This is a genomic window from Undibacterium sp. Dicai25W, from assembly GCF_049340505.1.
Classification (GTDB): domain Bacteria; phylum Pseudomonadota; class Gammaproteobacteria; order Burkholderiales; family Burkholderiaceae_D; genus Undibacterium; species Undibacterium jejuense.
Map to the genome: position 1 here is coordinate 29,266 of NZ_JBMPOQ010000002.1, position 19,388 is coordinate 48,653.

General features: G+C 46.3%; 15 protein-coding genes. 8 read left to right on the forward strand and 7 right to left on the reverse strand.

Annotated elements, in window-relative coordinates; all coding sequences use genetic code 11:
• Positions 1-998 precede the first annotated feature (998 nt).
• Positions 999-2,984: a protease pro-enzyme activation domain-containing protein gene (locus ACO0KY_RS03230; protein ID WP_423044210.1), complete on the forward strand. Its 1,986-nt coding sequence runs from the start codon at positions 999-1,001 to the stop codon at positions 2,982-2,984.
• A 154-nt stretch (positions 2,985-3,138) separates the two neighbouring features.
• Here ACO0KY_RS03230 and ACO0KY_RS03235 read toward each other — a convergent pair whose 3' ends face one another.
• Positions 3,139-4,935: an ABC transporter substrate-binding protein gene (locus tag ACO0KY_RS03235; RefSeq protein WP_423044212.1), complete on the reverse strand. Its 1,797-nt coding sequence runs from the start codon at positions 4,933-4,935 to the stop codon at positions 3,139-3,141.
• A 94-nt stretch (positions 4,936-5,029) separates the two neighbouring features.
• A complete protein-coding gene (locus tag ACO0KY_RS03240; protein WP_423044214.1) occupies positions 5,030-6,331 on the reverse strand; it encodes an MFS transporter in 1,302 nt (433 codons plus the stop codon).
• Positions 6,332-6,615: 284 nt separating this feature from the next.
• Between ACO0KY_RS03240 and ACO0KY_RS03245 the strand changes: the two genes are divergently transcribed.
• A complete protein-coding gene (locus tag ACO0KY_RS03245) occupies positions 6,616-7,578 on the forward strand; it encodes an N-acetylglucosamine kinase (RefSeq protein ID WP_423044216.1) in 963 nt (320 codons plus the stop codon).
• 34 nt (positions 7,579-7,612) lie between these two features.
• Complete coding sequence (locus ACO0KY_RS03250) at positions 7,613-8,410, forward strand: N-acetylmuramoyl-L-alanine amidase (protein ID WP_422989326.1); 798 nt, start codon at positions 7,613-7,615, stop codon at positions 8,408-8,410.
• A gap of 137 nt (positions 8,411-8,547) precedes the next feature.
• On the opposite strand, the gene ACO0KY_RS03255 is transcribed toward ACO0KY_RS03250, so the two are convergent.
• The 3 genes from ACO0KY_RS03255 to ACO0KY_RS03265 form a co-directional block, all read right to left on the reverse strand.
• Positions 8,548-8,949 carry a hypothetical protein gene (locus ACO0KY_RS03255; protein WP_423044218.1) on the reverse strand — a complete coding sequence of 134 codons (402 nt, stop codon included), beginning with the start codon at positions 8,947-8,949 and terminating at the stop codon, positions 8,548-8,550.
• Between the two features lie 328 nt (positions 8,950-9,277).
• A complete protein-coding gene (locus ACO0KY_RS03260; RefSeq protein WP_423044220.1) occupies positions 9,278-9,784 on the reverse strand; it encodes a DUF3016 domain-containing protein in 507 nt (168 codons plus the stop codon).
• Positions 9,785-9,913: 129 nt separating this feature from the next.
• Positions 9,914-10,372 (reverse strand): hypothetical protein, encoded by a 459-nt coding sequence (locus ACO0KY_RS03265; protein ID WP_423044222.1) that lies wholly within the window; start codon positions 10,370-10,372, stop codon positions 9,914-9,916.
• Between the two features lie 242 nt (positions 10,373-10,614).
• Here ACO0KY_RS03265 and ACO0KY_RS03270 point away from each other — a divergent pair, with 242 nt between their 5' ends.
• The 3 genes from ACO0KY_RS03270 to ACO0KY_RS03280 all read left to right on the forward strand — a co-directional run bounded on the left by ACO0KY_RS03270 (position 10,615) and on the right by ACO0KY_RS03280 (position 13,897).
• Positions 10,615-11,145, forward strand: a complete 531-nt coding sequence (locus tag ACO0KY_RS03270) for a DNA-deoxyinosine glycosylase (RefSeq protein ID WP_423044224.1) — start codon at positions 10,615-10,617, stop codon at positions 11,143-11,145.
• Between the two features lie 71 nt (positions 11,146-11,216).
• Positions 11,217-12,035, forward strand: a complete 819-nt coding sequence (locus ACO0KY_RS03275) for a spermidine synthase (protein ID WP_423044226.1) — start codon at positions 11,217-11,219, stop codon at positions 12,033-12,035.
• An 80-nt stretch (positions 12,036-12,115) separates the two neighbouring features.
• Positions 12,116-13,897 (forward strand): GspE/PulE family protein, encoded by a 1,782-nt coding sequence (locus ACO0KY_RS03280; RefSeq protein WP_423044228.1) that lies wholly within the window; start codon positions 12,116-12,118, stop codon positions 13,895-13,897.
• On the opposite strand, the gene ACO0KY_RS03285 is transcribed toward ACO0KY_RS03280, so the two are convergent.
• A complete protein-coding gene (locus ACO0KY_RS03285) occupies positions 13,894-14,814 on the reverse strand; it encodes an SDR family oxidoreductase (RefSeq protein ID WP_423044230.1) in 921 nt (306 codons plus the stop codon). The genes ACO0KY_RS03280 and ACO0KY_RS03285 overlap by 4 nt on opposite strands.
• Before the next feature lie 12 nt (positions 14,815-14,826).
• On the opposite strand from ACO0KY_RS03285, the gene ACO0KY_RS03290 reads away from it, so the two are divergent.
• Positions 14,827-15,852, forward strand: a complete 1,026-nt coding sequence (locus ACO0KY_RS03290) for a CDP-6-deoxy-delta-3,4-glucoseen reductase (protein WP_423044232.1) — start codon at positions 14,827-14,829, stop codon at positions 15,850-15,852.
• Positions 15,853-16,180: 328 nt separating this feature from the next.
• On the forward strand, positions 16,181-17,374 hold the full coding sequence (locus tag ACO0KY_RS03295) for an acetylornithine transaminase (RefSeq protein ID WP_423044234.1): 1,194 nt from the start codon (positions 16,181-16,183) through the stop codon (positions 17,372-17,374).
• A gap of 123 nt (positions 17,375-17,497) precedes the next feature.
• On the opposite strand, the gene ACO0KY_RS03300 is transcribed toward ACO0KY_RS03295, so the two are convergent.
• Positions 17,498-19,276 (reverse strand): glycoside hydrolase family 44 protein, encoded by a 1,779-nt coding sequence (locus ACO0KY_RS03300; protein ID WP_423044236.1) that lies wholly within the window; start codon positions 19,274-19,276, stop codon positions 17,498-17,500.
• Positions 19,277-19,388 lie beyond the last annotated feature (112 nt).

The following is a 19,388-nucleotide window of genomic DNA, read 5'->3' on the forward strand; positions in this document are numbered from 1 at the left end:
TGACGCAGACCTTCCATCAACCCAGGTTCCAAGCCTGCCGCCTAACGACACATACTTGTTCAGCAAACCGGGCAAAACCACGTTTGTAACGTGCACATTATCAGAACAGGGTTTTATGTGCTGTAAGTGTGACACAGATGTGGGACACTCGAAAATACCACTTTCATTTTAAGATGTTGTTTTTAACGACAAATTTGTTTCTAAAAAGAAAATAGAGTCGTTTATCTATTCTTCACTTTTCTCACAATTCCCAAACTTTTCAATGAGTTAAAGCCATCCTTACAAAATGGTACGAAGTTGATTTAAATCAATGATTTACACTATTTTTGTAAATTATTTTCCAATTTACAAGACCACTTTCAATTAACAATTAGCATTTAGTTTCCGTTAATGAATTGTTAAATTTAGTTACATCTACAAACATTTGTACTTGGAAAGCATTTGATTTTTCGAAATTGACGTTCCTATAATCAATTTAAGTAACGCGAGGTATCCATAAGAAACTTCGCGAAACTACGGGAAACAAAAGATACAAACAATAGATTCAAACATTAGATTCAAACATTAGATTCAATAAAAAACTGAAGCAAAACAATTTTCAAGCTCATCGCCCAAGCCCACGGCTGAAGCGACAAATAAAAAATCAGACTTCAGAAAAAAATTCAGTACTGAAAGGGAGAATAAAGTGGCTGACCAAAACATCTGCAAGACCCGATGGCGGCTCGCCGTCGATCATCAAAGCGCTACCCGCTTAGAGCCATCCTGCTCGCTCACCTAGCGTACTTCAAACATTACCAACATCTCTTCAAGGTCATTCAAAGCCGACCTTGAAGTTGCTGTGGCACGCCTGTACTTCACTCGCTCTGAGTGCGGTGGGGTCGGGATTTGCCAAAATCCTTTGAAAGACATCCTCTTTCAGAGGGCTTGTTTCACCTGAGCCGGTTAGTGCCAAACCCAATGGCAACGACCACTTTTACTTTATTCATCTGGAGAGAAGTATGAAACACTGCCGTAAATTTACCCTGCTTCCGATTGCAGCAATGTTAATGGCTGCGACAAGCATTTCAGCACAAGCAGAAAACTGGGCATCAACTGCTACTAAGGCAACCGTTGTTCCAGCGACCAAAGCAAGTCACATCGCTGCAATGCAAGCGGGTAGCCTGACACATGTCGTCGTGTCTTTGAAACTACGTAACAAAGCTGAACTGGATAACCTGACCAACAACATCATGGCAGGAAGAAATACTCAAAAACTCAGCAGTAGCGAATTTATGTATCGTCACGCACCGACACAAGACCAAGTGCAAGCGGTCATTAATCACCTCAAGCAAAATGGCTTCACTAACATCAGCGTCTCAGCCAACAACATGCTGGTGAGTGCAGATGGTTCCTCAGCTTCCGTAAAAAATGCATTTAATACCGACTTGCATACCTACAATGTTGGCGGTCGCACGGCACACGCCAACGTCAATGACGTCATGGTGCCACAATCCCTGAGTAACATCGTTTTAGCAGTACATGGTTTGCAAACCGTGCATTTGCATCACACGACGCTGGTCAAAGCGGATGCGAAGACCATGGCACGCACGCTGAGCACTGTCGGCCATAGTCCAACCGAGTTCGCTGGCATCTACAACGCCACCAGCCTGCCAAGCGCCACCAATGCAACTATCGGTATCATTACGCAGGGTGATATGACCCAAACTATCGCCGACTTGAACACGTTCACGGCAAATGCGGGCTATCCACGTGTCAATGTCTCCACCGTCACAATCGGCTCTCCAAGCTCAGATACTGCTGGCGTCGGTGAATGGAACATGGATACCCAGGACGCCCTCGCTGCTGCTGGTGGTACGATCAAGCAAATGTTACTGTACACAGCAAACACGTTGAGCGACGCTGATTTGACATCCGCCTATAACCGCGTCATCAGCGACAACAAAGCGCAAGCCATCAACGTGTCCTTGGGTGAATGCGAAACCGATGCACAATCCTCAGGCATCATGGCAAGTAATGATCAGATTTTCCAATCTGCGGTCGCACAAGGACAAACCTTCTCAGTATCATCCGGTGACTCTGGCGCCTATGAATGTGGTGGCCCTGGTACTTCCCAAAGCTACCCATCCGTATCGCCATACGTGATCTCCGTTGGCGGCACACGGGTCAATACTACCAATGGCGCTTATTCTTCTGAATCCGTTTGGTCCTGCACTGACGCATCTAGTTGCCAACAAAGTGCAAGCGGTGGTGCGGGCGGTGGGCCAAGCCTGACAGAAAATGCTCCTAGCTGGCAAATCAACTCTGGCGTACTGCGCGGTTCGACAAAACGTGGCACACCCGACATTTCATTTGATGCTGATCCTAGCAGCGGTGCTTTGGTCTTGGTCAATGGCTCCAACCAACAAATTGGTGGCACCAGTTTGGCAGCACCTTTGTTCACAGGCTTCTGGGCGCGCGTTCAATCCGCTAACAACAATAGTCTGCCATTTCCGGCGAGCGCTATTTACCAAAACGCGGCAGCGAATCCATCTATGTTCCACGACGTAACAAGCGGAAGCAATGGTGGTTATAGCGCGAGTTCAGGTTGGGATTATGCAAGTGGTTTTGGTAGTCTGAACGTGGCAAACTTTGCAGCAGTCATTGGTGGCGGAGTCACTCCTCCACCTCCACCGCCAAACAATGTACTGACAAACGGTGTTCCTGTGACAGGCTTGGCACTGACTAGTGGTAACTCTAAAGTGTATACGTTTGTCGTACCTGCTGGTCGCTCCAAACTGACGATCAAAACTAGTGGCGGCACCGGTGATGCCGATATCTACGTAAAATTGGGATCAGCACCGACCACAACATCGTATTTGAAAAAATCCGATGGTTCAACAACCACTGAAACTATCACGATCAGTCGCCCAGCAGCAGGTACTTATTATGTATTGCTGAACGCCTATGCCACATTTAGTGGTGTCAGTCTGGTTGCTGCAGACTAATTTGGTCGTAGTAAAGTTTAAATCCTAAGTCAGTTGATAATCCATCCTCAGATCACAAGTGCTGAGGATGGATTTTTTTAAAAGGATATGAAGCGAAAAAAGTGACTGGTCAAAGCATGGCGACGTAGCGACTTCCCGATTTAACGAATGAGCACTATTTCTTACTGTTCTGTCTGGCATCAGGTGCTATATCCAGATAACGCCAATTCGTATAATTGACAGGATGACGCATATAATTTTGCAGCCATGGCTGTATTACGTCTGCCGACAAAGGATGTGTACGCAATACCCATGGATTATAGGCATGTAAAAGCAAGGCCATTTGTTGATAAATCTTTCGGCGCTCAGGCGAATCTGCCATAGTTTGCGATTGCTCGTAGAGTTGATTAAACGCTGGCAAATTAAAACGTGCATAGTTTGCCCGGCCAATATTGCGACCGTATAAAAGCTGATAAAAATTCTCTCCATCGGGAAAATCAGCTATCCAATCAAGCTCATTCATTTGCACTTTACCTAATCGTGCAGCATGGATAATTTCAGAGTGCTTATCGGCTTTGAACTGTATCCGTATGCCAAGCGCATCCATATTTTTACGCCATACTTCTTCGCGCAAACGCCCAGCAGCATTGGCTTCCGAATGCATCAGCAATTGCAAAGGCTTGCCATCGGGCAGCGTACGGTAACGATCTGCGCCGCGTTGATAGCCGAATTTATCCAATAATGCATTCGCCAGTTGAATATCATATTGCACGGGGCTGACGAAATTCGCATCGTAACCAAGTACACTCGGCGGCAACGGTGTTTGTGCCTGTATCGCAAGGCGTTTTTCAATCAGGCTGATGTCTTCTTTACTGTTGTACGACAGCGCAATGGCACGTCGTAAGGCAATTTTTTCTGGCGTGTAACCGCCTATCACAGGGTCGTCCATGTTCATCCACATGTAGTAGGTCTGCAATGTCGGAAACATGTTGAGTCGTATGCCTTGCTGCTGCAATTCTGGCTTGAGCTTACCATCTTTGAGTACCATTTCCGCCAGTGGTGCAGGTACTTGTTCTAAAACGTCAAACTGACGATTCAGAAAACCTAAAATCCTTGCCTGATTTTCCTCAACAATATTGATTTCTACCTTATCGACCAAAGGTACACTTTTACCTTTTAAACTTGCCGCGACGCTTTGTGCGACGGGATCATTCCCTGCTGTTTCATTAAATACGGTTATACGATATTGCGGATTTTTACTCAATACGATTTGAAAACTGCGCTGCCACTCACTGAGCATGAATGGCCCGGTTCCTACCGGATGATTGCCAGCTTGATTGCCGTAAGCTTCTATCACTTCTTTGGCGACAGCGCCACTTGCCGTGGTCGCTAAGATGAATAAAAAATTAGTATCCGGTGCATTCAAACGAATGCGTAAGGTGTATTTATCTACCGCCTGGATACCAGCAATTGGCGTACGAATATCAAATTTTTTCCCGGCAAGTAGCTTATCAGCGCGCAGTTTTTCATCACCCAGCAACTTACCTTCAAACATAAACAACCAAGGCGATTTCAGTCCTGGGTCATACAGGCGCTTGATTGAATACACATAATCTTCCGCAACCAATTCACGTGGTTGCCCATGAAATGCTGGATCTGGCGTAAACAGGATGCCATGTTGCAAATGCATGGTATAGGTTTTGCCGCCATCGCTGATGGTCGGCATTGCCGTCAAGGTATTGGCTTTTAATTTGACTGGGCGAGCCAGATACTCGTAAGTCAGCATCGGTTCAAAGATATTTTCATTGATACTGGCTGTCGCAATGTCAGAAGCCACTGCCGGATCCATTACGCTTTCCTGCTTAGTTAACAGCACATGTAAGGTTTTGAGCGGCGCTGCCGTAGCTGCCAGCGCGGCACTGACTAAAGTTAGCGCAGCGAAACCCTGCAAACATAAAACCCGAAATTTCATTCTGTTGTCCCATCCAGACACGCTGTATAACGTGCCAATTTAATCTATTCTGAAAACGACTGCTTTCATCATCAAGCGAGTTCTTTTATCAGGCTCATTGCATTTTCCGGCCAAACAGCGGATCGATTTTGATCAATGCAGTGACGATAAATGTTGGTATTGCTGATAAACAGATCCAGATAAAAAAGTGCGAATAACCGAGCATATTCTGCAAAGCACCACTGTACATACCAGGCAGCATCATACTCAAGGCCATAAAGCCAGTGCAGATCGCGTAATGGGCGGTCTTGTGCTTTCCATCAGCAAACATAATCATATACAAGATGTAAGCGGCAAAACCAAAGCCATAACCCATTTGTTCTACCGCCACAGCGGAGCCAACGAGCAGAAGATTTTGTGGCTGAACCAGCGCCAGATACACATACACCAGATGCGGCACATTAATCGCCAGCGCCATTGGCCACAAACAGGCTTTCAAACCAAAACGTGAAATCACCGCCCCACCCAGCAAGCCACCAGCAGTCAGCGCCAACATACCCACAGTGCCATAAATAATACCTACCGCCTGGGTCGATAGTCCCAAGCCTCCTTTTACCACCTCATCCAATAAAAACGGTGGTGCCATTTTGATTAACTGCGCTTCGCCAAAGCGATAGAACAACAAAAAAGCGATGCTCAAAACGAGATTTTTCTTTTTAAAAAATTCACTAAAAATAGTCAGGAATTGTTTGAACGTGTGATTCGTAGAATCACGTCCCTGATCCAGAGAAGGGTGCGGCAACACCACTTTGTGATAACCCGCGAGACCGATGAACAAAACTGCTAACAATCCAAACACCACGCACCAGCCAAACTCTACCCGCCCCGTTATATCTTTCAGACTGCCGGCCAGAAACACCAAAGCACCTTGCCCGGTCAACATGGCAATCCTGTAGAACATACTGCGTACGCCCGCAAACGCTGCTTGCTGATGCTGCTCCAGCGCCAGCATATAAAATCCATCGACACTAATGTCATGGGTAGCCGCACTAAATGCAATCAACCAGAAGATCAACAAGCTCGCCTGAAAAAAACTGCTCATGGGAATCGTCAGTACCACCAAGCCAAACAAACTACCTATCAGCAACTCCATGCCAACGATCCAGTAACGTTTGGTTTTATACAGCTCAACTAATGGTGACCACAAGGGTTTGATCACAAATGGCAAATACAGCCAACTGGTATATAAAGCGATGTCTGTATTCGACATTCCCATGTTTTTATACATAATGACCGATAAGGTCATCACGACGACATAAGGGATTCCCTGTCCGAAATACAAAGAAGGTATCCAGCACCAGGGCTGAGTGGCAGGCGGGGTGATGAGATTGACTGAATTTGGTACTTCTCTGCTCATGAGCAATTTTTCTTCGAGTTATTACTAGTTACTAGTATTGTTAGTTTTTCAGAATTAATGCAGCCGTTGGCGCTCAGTGTGCCGGATAAAGTAGAGACAGGTTCATTGAATTTCTATAAATCAACAATATTAGTCTCTGTGCTTCTTACCGCATTTCAGAATGCGCCCTATAATAAACGGAAATAAGCAGGAATCAACGTAAAGTTGGCTGGAGTCAACAATCTGCTAAACAAATTCTTTCCACTTTCAATCAACAATTAATTTTTCGGCTTTTATTTTCCGGAATGAACTCTACCCATCATCCACAACCCGTACCAATCCGGGAAATAAATCAGCCGGCGCACTTAGGTCTGGGCATCGATACCGGTGGAACGCAAACCCGGTGGGCGCTCGCCGGTGTGGATGAAGAAATCATCGCCAGCGGCACCGCTGAAGGTTTAAGTGCATTGCACTTTAATAGTCTGGAAGGAAAAAACACGTTTCAGCAAGTTTTCTCCGGTCTGGCAGCAACAGCTGGAACCCATGGCATCTTACAAACAGTGCGGGCTGGGATTACCGGCTTTGGCGGTGAGGTCGGCAATTTGCAAAGTATGCTGGCAAAAATCTTTGACTTACCTGAACACCATATTCGTGTCGGCAACGATATAGAAATTGCCTACCTTGATATTTTCCGCCCTGGCGCCGGTTACCTGATTTATGCCGGGACGGGTTCTATTGCCGCTTATATTGATGAGCATGCCAAATTCCATCGCGCAGGTGGCAGAGGTTATTTATTGGATGATGGTGGTGGAGGATTCTGGATCGCGCGCGAAGCCTTACGACACATCTGGCGCCTGGAAGATGAGCAGCCTGAACTATGGCGCGAATCCCCCCTGGGACGCAACGTTTTTCAGCTCATCGGGGGGCACGAATGGAATCAATCCAGAGAATTCATTTACCAGCGCAGCCGTGGCGACATAGGAAAACTTGCGTTGGCGGTCGCCAGTGCTGCAGAAAACGATGAAGTTGCATTGGATATTTTGAAGCGCGCCGGAGAGGAACTGGCTCGCCTTGGCATCGCCATGTGCAACCGCTTTGGCAATAAGCCTATAGCTCTCAGTGGCAGAGTACAAGAACTGCACCCCATTATCGCTGAATCACTGAAGCAACATTTACCGCCAGAGATCAGTTTCAGACAGAGCACTTGCCAAGCACATTTTTCCGCAGCACGATTGGCTGCAAGGCAGTTACAATCGCTGTCTTTATGACCCACCATATCGCAAATTAACCAACAACGCTTCCATGAAAAAACTTTTACTACTCGGATTCTTTGCCGCGTTGCTCAGTGGCTGCGCCACTACCGGCGAAAACAGAATAATAGACAAAACGATTGCTGCTAAAGGACAAGAAGACCGGGTGCAGTTTATCATCCTGCATTACACAGCCATTGATCAGGCGACTTCACTGCGGGTACTTAGCACACAAGATGTCAGCGCCCACTATCTGGTTGGCAATGAGAGCCCGATCAAGGTCTGGCAATTGGTCGATGAAAGCCGCATGGCCTATCATGCAGGTTACAGTGACTGGCGTGATTTCAGTCGCTTAAACGCCAGTTCTATCGGTATTGAAATCGTCAATCTCGGTTACAAAGACACGCCCGAAGGACGAGCTTACTTTCCGTTTCCACAAGCACAAATTGATCGCGTAATTGCATTGGTCAAAGACATCTCTGCCCGTTATCACATCCGTCCACAATACATCCTTGCGCATTCTGATATCGCGCCGCAACGCAAACCTGATCCGGGACCGCTCTTCCCATGGAAACAACTCGCAGATGCCGGTTTGATTCCATGGCCTAACGCAGATGAAGTTTTAGCATTGCAACCACTGTATGAGCAGCAATTACCTGAAGTTAAATTGTTTCAACAAAAGCTAGCTAAAATTGGTTATAAAATCCCGCAAACCGGCATTTTGGACGACGCAACGAAGAACGTGATTATTGCTTTTCAAATGAAATACCGTCCGGAAAAATTTGACGGCACACCCGATGCACAAACCGCGGCTATGATCGACGTGTTATTGAATAAGATTAAACCGTAATTTGATGCTTCAAAAGGCGGGGGCAAACCCGCCAATTTTGCTCAAACAGTAAGCTCAGCGCGGGTTGGTACTACGAAGTGCGATCAAATGAGGTCTCGAAGCATTCAATTGAAATATCTCGCATCGGACAACAACATCTACCAATTCAAATCCTTCGCCACATCTTTCCAGCACAAGGTTTTAGCCAGATCAACGATTTCAAAACCATCGGTCAGCGGATTCTGATGCTGAAACCAGACGAAAGTCGCGACTGACATCAGGTAATTTGGATTATTGGCTGGCTCATTACTACGCAAGCTCAGCGCGCATGCATATGCTGGTAGCGCAGAACATTCATCACCGGATTTGTTTTTTTGTAAGAATAAATGGGGCTTTTGATTAACAGAGCTATCTTCGACATCTTTCAAAAATTGCTGAACCAGGTGTTGATTTATTTTTTGATCTGCAACACCTTCAAGAAAACCTGAGTAAATATTTTTTACTAAGATCCGCTCCACTTCCTTGAAGCTCTTTCCGCATTGAAAAACAATGTCGTTCATCTCTTAAGTCTCCATCTTTTTATTGTGGATTGAGAAAACAATAGGCCTTTTTTAGTCCTCAAATATATTTACTTGCAACTTATTGAATATAAAGACTTTTATTTAAAAAAGAAGAACAAATTGTATTTAAAACCACACTTTACACAAATAAAGTTGGATAAATAAATTCAAAGGGCTGACGGACAATTGCTTCAAAAAAGTAAGACAGAGAAAACCTTCTAAATTGACGGCAGAGTCACCAGGTTGCGGACTGTATTTTGTAAAAAATCTACGGGCGAATGAAGCTACAGCCCGACTTTACCTAGCACAAGCGTGTACAAACTAACCACTACTTCACTGGAAACTTATTACTCTTCAACTGTTTTTGAAACCAGTCTTCGATCATTTTGGTTTCGTATGGAAAATTGCCGGCGTTAATTGGCCTGAACGTCATAAACCCCATGTCAGAAATATTTTCCGTCGCTTGCGCGATAATTTGCCCTTTAGCATCCGTCATCGTGTAATTAAACGACATGCGTGGCCAATAAATATCCTTAATGACACGAATATCATTGCCACCGGGACGCATCATAGGGCGAACATCACCAGCGAGATCGAGATCGGTCACAGTAACATTCCACTGCACATCATCCGGTAATTTTTTTCCAAGGTCAGCGAATACCTGACCCAACTCTTTAAACACTCCCGCACGAAAACTGTCACGATTTTCATTGCTTGGGCGTATATCAGAATATTTATCAGGATCTTGCCAAGTTACTTTGACTTCGCCAGCGCCAGCAAAACTGCTCAACAGGCTACCACTAGCAAATGCTAATGCAATTAAAATTTTTTTCATTTCAGTTCTCCTTATTTACTCGCTCCTGCAATAAATCGAACGTTACGCGATAACTCATAGACAGGAACTACAAACAAAAACAGCCAGACATGCTGGCTGAATCATCACTAACATTACCAGCTCGACCGATTAGTGAGTAACGCGTGTGGTTCTGCCATTCGACAATAAACGTACACGCTCACCAACATTGAATGCTTCATCCGCATCCTGAGTGATTGCTTTCATTTCGCCATTGTCGAGGCGCACAGTAATTTCCAGGCCAGGTTTATGGCTCATGTTGTTTTCAACTTTTTGACCGATAATGCCACCAGCCAGGGCGCCAACGATTCCTGCGGCAATAGCACCGTTTCCACCACCAATATTCGAACCAGCGGCAATTCCACCCAAAGCAGCACCTGCAACGGTACCAACACCCGTCTGCCCTTTATCGATCATTACGTTACGTACAGACTCGACATACCCCATGCGTACAGTTTGTTCAGACTGCGCTTGGTTCGCGCGATAAACGCTCCCTGAATTCGATGGTGTCGAACACGCACTCAACAAAGCAACGGCAGCAATTGGCGCTACCATCAATAATTTTTTCATCGCTATCTCCTTGTTTCAAGCATTTAAAAATAATGCATCGGCATGTATTTAACACTAACTTATGATCTCATACTAAGCAAAAAGTTCCTCTGTTTTGTAGCGTTTCTTATCATACTGCGACAATGAACATCGGTTTGCCATCTTAAAAAAGCCAATTACAAGGCAATTTTGTATCAATTTATTATGCTCTTTTTGAATGCCAGATAAAATTTCATCAAAATTTCATTGTTTCACGATTTGTTATGCCCAAAACCGACAAAAACGATCAAGAGTACACCGACTACGATGCCAGTTTATCGGGCTTCGCACCTGTCATTGATGAGCGCGCACATACACTCGTTTTAGGGAGCTTCCCTGGTGTCGCCTCACTCAAATCACAACAATATTATGGATTTCGTCACAATCAATTCTGGCGTCTGATGTCGGACGTGATAGAAGAAGATTTGATGGTACTTGAATATAGGCACAAATTAGATGCATTACTATCAGCAGGAATAGGTTTGTGGGACGTTTTTAAAAGCTGCCAACGCCAGGGCAGCCTTGACTCAGCGATAAGGGAAGGTCAATTCAATGATTTCGTTGCCCTAAGAAATCAATATCCGCGATTGCAACGCGTTTGCTTTAACGGAAAAACAGCAGCAAAAATACAAGCCTATTTTGATGATCATGGTTATAGCACACTGGTATTACCCTCATCGTCACCCGCCAACGCAATGCAGACGTTTGAACAAAAATTACTTGTTTGGCGGAAGATCAGGCAAGAATCAGAGTAAGCTCTACCAAAAATGATGATCCCCCGCTGCTACATTTTGCTTTAAGGAAGGGCAAAAGGTAAAATAAGCACATGCTAATCAAACGTAAATCCATAGAAGCCGAAGCGAACCATCGCACCGGCCCGAAGGCAGCTTCTGCCAAAAAATCTCCGCGCAAACCCAAATTCGCTCCAGTCACTTTATCTGAACTCGACGGCGTGCGTTTTTTGCATTTCGGCACTGAATGGGTTCAAGGTGCAATGCGCCTGCGCAAACCAGATAGTATTGAACTCGAATACGCACAACAGATGATGATGTGGATGCTGTTCAACACCACACCTGAGCATGTTGTACAACTTGGCTTGGGCACCGGTGCCCTGACCAAATTCTGTTACCGTCAGTTTGAGGAAGCGCGCGTCACCACAATAGAGCTCAATCCCTCCGTCATCAGTATCTGTGAAAGCATGTTCAAATTACCGATGAACGACGAACGTCTGCAGGTGCGTGAAATGGATGCGATGGACTTTGTCATGGATGAAAGCAATCACGATACGATCGATGCATTGCAGGTTGACTTGTATGATGCAACTGCCAAGGGCCCGGTACTCGATACCCCGGAATTTTACCAGGCATGTGCCGCCTGCCTGAAAGAAGACGGCATGTTAACGGTCAATCTGTTTGGTGACCATCCTAGTTACGCCAAAAATTTGAAAGCTTTGCGCTTTGCCTTTGCCGAGGTATTGTGTTTGCCTGAAGTGCATGATGGCAATGTCGTCGCAATTGCGTTCAAACATAGACAGAAGCTTGATTTTCCGGCTCTGTATGAACGCGCTGACGAAATTAAAACGCAAACCAAGCTGCCGGCAAAATCATGGGTGAATGGTTTGAAAGCAGCTTGTGATCCTGAGTAAATAAGTCGATTCTTTTGCCTGATCAAGTGCCGTTTATTATTTAAAAGTAGCTTACCTCACCACCCAACAACCAGAAGAAAATGAATACAACCTCAAAACGCAGTCTTAGCCTGCAGCAAATTTTTACCTGGTTGATGGAGGATGGCATTATCAAAAAAGAGGATGCCAAAGTTAAATACAATGAAGCGCAAGGCATTTTGAAAAACGGTCCTGCCAGTATGCATACACTGACTGCTGCGGCGCAATGCAAATTACAATCTGCAAAAGCACCGCATCATTTACTGACGCTAGACTGGCTAACAGAATGGGCCGCACGTAAAGTCAATCTGCCGTTTTATCGGATCGACCCTTTAAAAATCGACTTCACGTCCGTATCAGATGTGATGTCCGCAAAATATGCAACGCGCTTTAATATTTTGCCAGTCGAAACAAAACGTAATACGGTAGTCGTTGCGACAACCGATCCTTTCAATCACGAGTGGCAGGAAGAAATCAGCCGTATTTCACGCAAAGAGATACGCCTGGTTCTCGCCAATCCTCTGGAAATTTCGCAATACATCGTCCAGTTCTTTTCCCTGGCAAAATCAATTAAAGATGCGCGCAAGATCAATACTAACGATCTTGGCCTGCGTCAAAATCTGGAACAATTGGTTGAACTTGGTAAGAGCAATAAGCAACTCGACGCCAATGACCAGCACATCGTCAATATCGTTGATTGGCTATGGCAATTTGCGTTTGATCAGCGCGCTTCTGATATTCATCTGGAGCCAAAACGCGATATGGCTGCAATCCGCTTCCGTATCGATGGTGTGTTACACCAGGTCTATCAGCTACCAGCCAGCATTATGATCGCCATGATTGCGCGTATCAAATTACTGGGACGGATTGACGTAATTGAGAAACGTCGTCCACAAGATGGCCGTATCAAAACCCGCACCGCCGATGGACAAGAGATAGAGTTACGTTTATCGACCTTACCGACCGTGTTTGGCGAAAAGATGGTGATGCGTATTTTTGATCCTGAAGTGGTGGTTAAAACCTTACCAGAACTGGGTTTCCCGCCAAAAGATGCAGAACGTTGGGACACACTGACCAAAAAACCGCACGGCATTATCCTGGTCACAGGGCCAACAGGCTCGGGCAAAACCACCACGCTCTACACCACTCTTAAATCGCTGGCAACCGCTGAAGTCAACGTGTGTACGGTGGAAGACCCGATTGAGATGGTCGAAGCATCATTCAATCAAATGCAAGTGCAGTCTTCGATAGACCTCGGCTTCGCTGATGGCATACGGGCATTGATGCGACAAGATCCTGACATCATTATGGTGGGTGAGATTCGTGATTTAGAAACTGCTGAAATGGCAGTGCAAGCTGCATTGACTGGTCATCTGGTGCTATCAACATTGCATACCAATGATGCGCCATCGGCAATTATGCGTTTATTAGAACTAGGCGTTCCCTACTATCTTTTGGAAGCAACGATTATTGGAATTCTGGCGCAACGTTTGGTACGCACTTTGTGCAAATTTTGCAAAACACCCGATGGCGAGCTGCCTGATCCCGTCTGGCAAAGTTTGTCAGAGGAATTCGCGCTGCCAAAACCTGCATCCATCTATCGTCCGGTGGGTTGTCCTGAATGCAGACAAACCGGCTTCCTCGGACGTACCGGTTTGTATGAATTGCTAACGGTCACACAAGCATTTAGCAAACTGATCACCAAAGAATCCGACATCCACGCATTGCGCGTACAAAGTATCAAGGACGGCATGAAACCTTTACGCATTGCAGGTGCGGAAAAAATCATCGAAGGTTTAACGACCGCTGATGAAGTGTTAAAAGTCACATCATCACTAATCTAATTGTTATCTTTGAAACGATGATGTTGTAGCGCTGAATCTAACGCTGCATCCACGCCCTGCGTTACGGTCGGATATAGAAACCGCATACCCAATTCCCGTTTTACGCGCTGGTTTTGCATGCGTCGCGATTCCGACATAAAAGACAGTAACATTGGCGATACTTGTTGGGCCAGTTCATATCTTGGCAAACGTGGAGGGCGCGGCAATTGAAAGGCATCAGCAACCAAGTCAAAGTACGCCGCCATTTTGAGATCACTGTCATCGACCGCGTGATATACCCTTTGCGGCTTAGCGCGAAACAGCGCCAGCATAATCAACTTTGCCAGATCGTCGGCATGAATATGATTAGTGTAGACATCATCTGCATCCGCTAACGCTGGTGTGCCTTTTTGCAAACGCTCAATGGGTAAGCGATCCGCAGCATAAATGCCTGGCACACGTAAAATCGACAGGTTGGAACAACTACGTTTTGCCCATGTACGCAATGCTTGCTCAGCCGCAACGCGACGTACCGCACGCGCATTTTGTGGGCGCACCGTGCGGGTCTCATCAAATGAGGCTCCGCCACAGTCGCCATACACACCGGTGGTACTGATATAAACAAGGCGGCTCTTGTCAGGTAAAATGGCGGTCAGATTTTGCGTGCGGATATCTGACGCACCTTCGGAGCGCGGGGGTGCGAGATGGACACAATACGGCGCCAATCCGGCTAATTTTGCCAGACTGATAGCATTATCCAGATTGGCGACAATCGGTATTGCCCCAGCTTCACGCAGTTCAGCGCAACGCGCCGGTTGGCTGGTGAGAGCAAAAATTCGGAAACGTGCACGCAACAAAGGTAACAAGCGCATGCCAACATCGCCACAGCCGACGATCAGTAAGCGCGGTTTGCCCATTTTTTTAAACTGTTTTTTCATGCTCAGGATTGTATGACTTTTCAAGTAACTGTGACCCCTAGTGGTCGTCAATTTAGCTGCGAAGCAGACGAAACCGTATTATCCGCTGCTTTGCGCGCGGGCGTTGGTTTGCCTTATGGTTGTAAGAACGGTGCCTGTGGTTCCTGCAAAGGCAAGATCACCAGCGGTAACGTCGTACACGGCAACCATCAGCAACGCGCACTACCAGACAACGAAGAAGCGCAAGGCATGTCCTTGTTTTGCTGCGCTAAGCCGCAATCTGATCTGACCATAGAAGCACGCGAAATTGCCGCCAGTGGTGAGTTTCCGGTCAAAAAGATGCCAACCCGCGTCGCCAAACTGGAAAAACTGTCTGATGACGTCATGTTAATCGCTTTGCAATTACCAGCCAATGAGCGTCTCCAATATCGCGCCGGTCAGTACATCGAATTTATGCTACGTGATGGCAAGCGTCGCAGCTATAGCATGGCAAATGCCCCACATCTGGATGAACAGATCACTTTGCATGTACGCCATATGCCAGGTGGTTTATTCACCGACCAGGTTTTCTCGACAATGAAAGAGCGTGACATTTTGCGCTTTGAGGGGCCGCACGGCACTTTCTTCCTGCGTGAAGACAGTGACAAGCCTATTGTTCTGCTTGCTTCAGGAACAGGTTTCGCGCCGATCAAAGCCTTGGTAGAGCATCTGATTTACACAGAATCGACCCGCCCTGTCAGTTTGTATTGGGGTGGCCGTCGCCCAGCCGATTTGTACATGGCGGCATTATGCGAAGAATGGGCTGCCAAGTTGTCAAACTTCAAATATATCCCCGTGGTCTCCGATGCCTTGCCTGAAGATAAATGGAATGGTCGTACCGGATTTGTGCATCAAGCAGTACTCGCTGATTTTGCTGATTTGTCTGCGCATCAAGTCTACGCTTGCGGCGCACCTATCGTAGTTGAATCTGCTCAGCGCGACTTCGTGGCACAGCGTCAATTGCCAGCGGAAGAGTTCTATGCAGACTCATTTACTTCGGAAGCGGATTTAGCAAATTAACACTTCTGCGTACTTCTGCTTACTTCTACTTTCACGAGGAATTTTTTTATGTCCGGATTAAAATTTATTTTGACGCACTGCGCAAAAAGTCCTACTATCCGGTCTATGAAAAATTTTCCTGACATGTCTTCACCAAATATCGTGCGACGTCGCCGTTCGTTCAACGAGCCTGGGCGGATGTGTTAGTGTACCTGCGCGTCAGATGAGACCGCAGCACCAGACCTAAGCCACAGGCCAACTCCTGTGGCTTTTTGCTTTTTTACGTTTTAATTTTTATTTTTTCGTTTGTTTTTTTATCCACCTCTGGAATGACCTTAGGAGTCTCGAAATGGAATTCAGTCAGTACAACGTTAATTCTCTGATGTACATCACACCACGCCCGGAAATCGTATTTACCGAAGGTAGCGGTATGTGGCTGACGGATAATAATGGCAAACGTTACCTCGATTATCTGCAAGGTTGGGCAGTTAATTGCCTGGGTCATAGCCCGGCGGTGATTTCCGATGCTTTGATTGCACAGTCGAAGAAATTGCTCAATCCTTCTCCGGCTTTTTACAATGCACCGATGGTTGAACTGGCAACGTTGTTGACGCAAAACTCTTGCTTTGACCGAGTGTTCTTCACCAATAGCGGTGCTGAAGCCAATGAAGGCGCGATCAAACTCGCGCGTAAATGGGGCCAGCTCAATAAAAATGGCGCGTTTGAAATCATCACTTTTGATCATGGTTTCCACGGCCGTACTCTGGCAACCATGTCTGCCTCCGGCAAACCAGGCTGGGACAAACTGTTTGCACCACAAGTTTCTGGCTTCCCTAAAGCCGACCTGAACGACATCGCCTCCGTTGAACAATTAATCACCGACAAGACAGTTGCTGTGATGCTAGAACCAATTCAAGGCGAAGGTGGCGTCATTCCAGCCAGCCGCGAATTCATGCAAGCGTTACGTGCATTGACCAAAAAACACGGCATCTTGTTGATCGTCGATGAAGTGCAGTCTGGCATGGGTCGCACTGGCGAATTGTTTGCTTACCAGTTGTCTGGCATAACACCTGACATCATGACACTGGCCAAAGGCATAGGCGGTGGCGTTCCATTGGGTGCGCTGCTGTCCACGGAAGCAGTTGCTTGTTTTGTTCCGGGCGATCAAGGCGGAACCTACAATGGTGCGCCATTGATGACGGCAGTTGGTATCGCGGTATTGAAAGAATTGACCAAGCCGGGCTTCCTGAATTCAGTCAAAGAAAAAGCCCAATATCTGAGCGATGAATTGAATAAACTGTCCGAAGAATTTGGTCTGCAAGGTGAACGTGGCGAAGGCTTGTTGCGCGCCTTAAAACTCGGTAGCAATATCGGTGCAGAAATCGTTGAAGTTGCGCGCAATATGGAGCCAGTTGGCTTGCTGCTCAATTCTCCACGTCCAGACTTATTGCGTTTTATGCCAGCCTTGAATGTGACGAAAGAAGAGTTGGATCTGATGTTGAGTATGTTGCGTACCGTATTGAAGCAAGTAAAAAATAAGTAAAAAAATAAGTAGGAATATGCGAAGAAATATGCAAAAAAATAATCACATTTTCTTTCACTTTCTTGTCTTAAAATAAAACAGCCGCAGTAGTCACCTACTGCGGCTGTTTTATTTTTTATTTCATCAAGATTTCAACACAAAGTGCATCACTGATTGTGCAGGCAAGGTATAACTAAATGTGTTGTTGGTCACAGCCCCGACACCATTACGTGGCGTAACGTTCGGGCTACTTGCATCAACACCCCAGGCTTGGACATTTTTAAACGCCACCGGATTTTTGATTTGCACGCTGGCTGAAAGAGGTGTGCTCAAACGATTAATCGCAATTACGTGCAGTGTATTCGGATCCTTTTTACTCACTGCAGCATAGACCGTTCCATTGTCGTTATTTGTCGACACGGCTTTGACGGACACTTCAGGGAAAACTGATTTTTTACCGTCATAGTTACGGTACAGTTTAAAACCAGCGGCGATATAACCTTCGACATCACCAAAATAACTTGCCATATACACGCCTTGCTGACCAAAAACACCCAAAGCATCGGCTTGTGCAATCGCACCTGTGACATCGGTTTTTCCACCAAAATCATATTCAGTGATGGCCAGTTTAGTGCCAGGATAAAAATCGGCTACGGATTGCTTTAATTTTGGAATCAGTTGCAAACCGCGACCATCGGTAAAACCGTAACCTGGTTGCGTTATCCAGGTCGGTTCAACGTAATTCGCATCCCACAAACTACGCGCAGCTTGAACGCGATCACTCGGGTTGCTGGAGGCCTGCGGGTAGTAATGGAATGACAGCGTGTCTAACAAACGATGACCGGCGCTGGCAGACGCTTTACGCATTTTATCCAAATACACATTGGCAAACGTCATGCCGTTATAGCGATAACGATCACCCGTTTTATTGGTCAGATAAGGCTCAACGTTATAAGTATTCCAGTCACTCGGTTGGCGTGATTGTGAACCATCCCATACCGCCCACAAACTAAACAATCCTAAATAACCGCTGACGGCTGGTCCGTACGTTTCTGCCGTACTATCCATCCGCTTTACTGTAGCAGCCAGGCTGACATTTTTTTGCATCACATCTGCGACTGTTGTCAGATTCGGATACAGCAAAGGATGGGTACCTTCGCCATATTGAGATGGCCACAAGTGCCACAAGTCTGGTTCATTATCCAGCTCGTATGCCTTGACGCCTTTGGCTGCTGAGGCTTTGCCAAAATTTTTCAATAAAAAATTAATCTCTTCATCAATATAGACCACATCGTCACCAATCGCGGGCGTCAGACTCAGTGGACCCGCACTCGCTGGCTTATCGTTGACGATAGTGACCCAACGTGCCAGATCAACATTTGATGCACCGGGCGCACTTTGCCACAGCTGCGAGCCATTACACATCCCTGGGGGATTCAGGTTCACGATATCCTTAGGTAGCTTTCCCGCCGCTGGCAATTGCAATAATGAATACGTTCCCAAGGTCAAAGACTGACTATGAAACGTTTTGATTGCAGCACCTGGCGCGTAATAGGCAAGACCAGCATTATTGTTGGGTTCGCCCGCTCCAGTGGCGTATGTAACGCCTGCGTTGGACGAATTACACCAGTCCATACCCGAATTGCTGACACCATTCTCCCAGTTGTAACTAGTCATATTATTGCCACCCATGCGGCGTGAAGTCAGATTCAGGGCTTGGAGATTAGCTTGCCCCCCCTGATTGTCCCAGCCAGCGCGACCAGTACCATCGGCGTAAGCGTTATAGCCATAAATCAATGGGCTGATGTTGTTGCGCTGTGACTGCGTATCAATGCTAAAAGTCACACTCTGTGCTTGCGATAAAGAAAATTCTGCTGACATACTGCATATTGCGAGAACTTTGGCGATAGTAGGGGGTCTCATTGAATTCTCCCGAATACGATTAACTCGAATGACTGCATACAAAGATTTCCACATGGAAATATTTATTGACGAGTGTCGTTTTAGGCTAATACTTGCCCCATTTCAACAGATC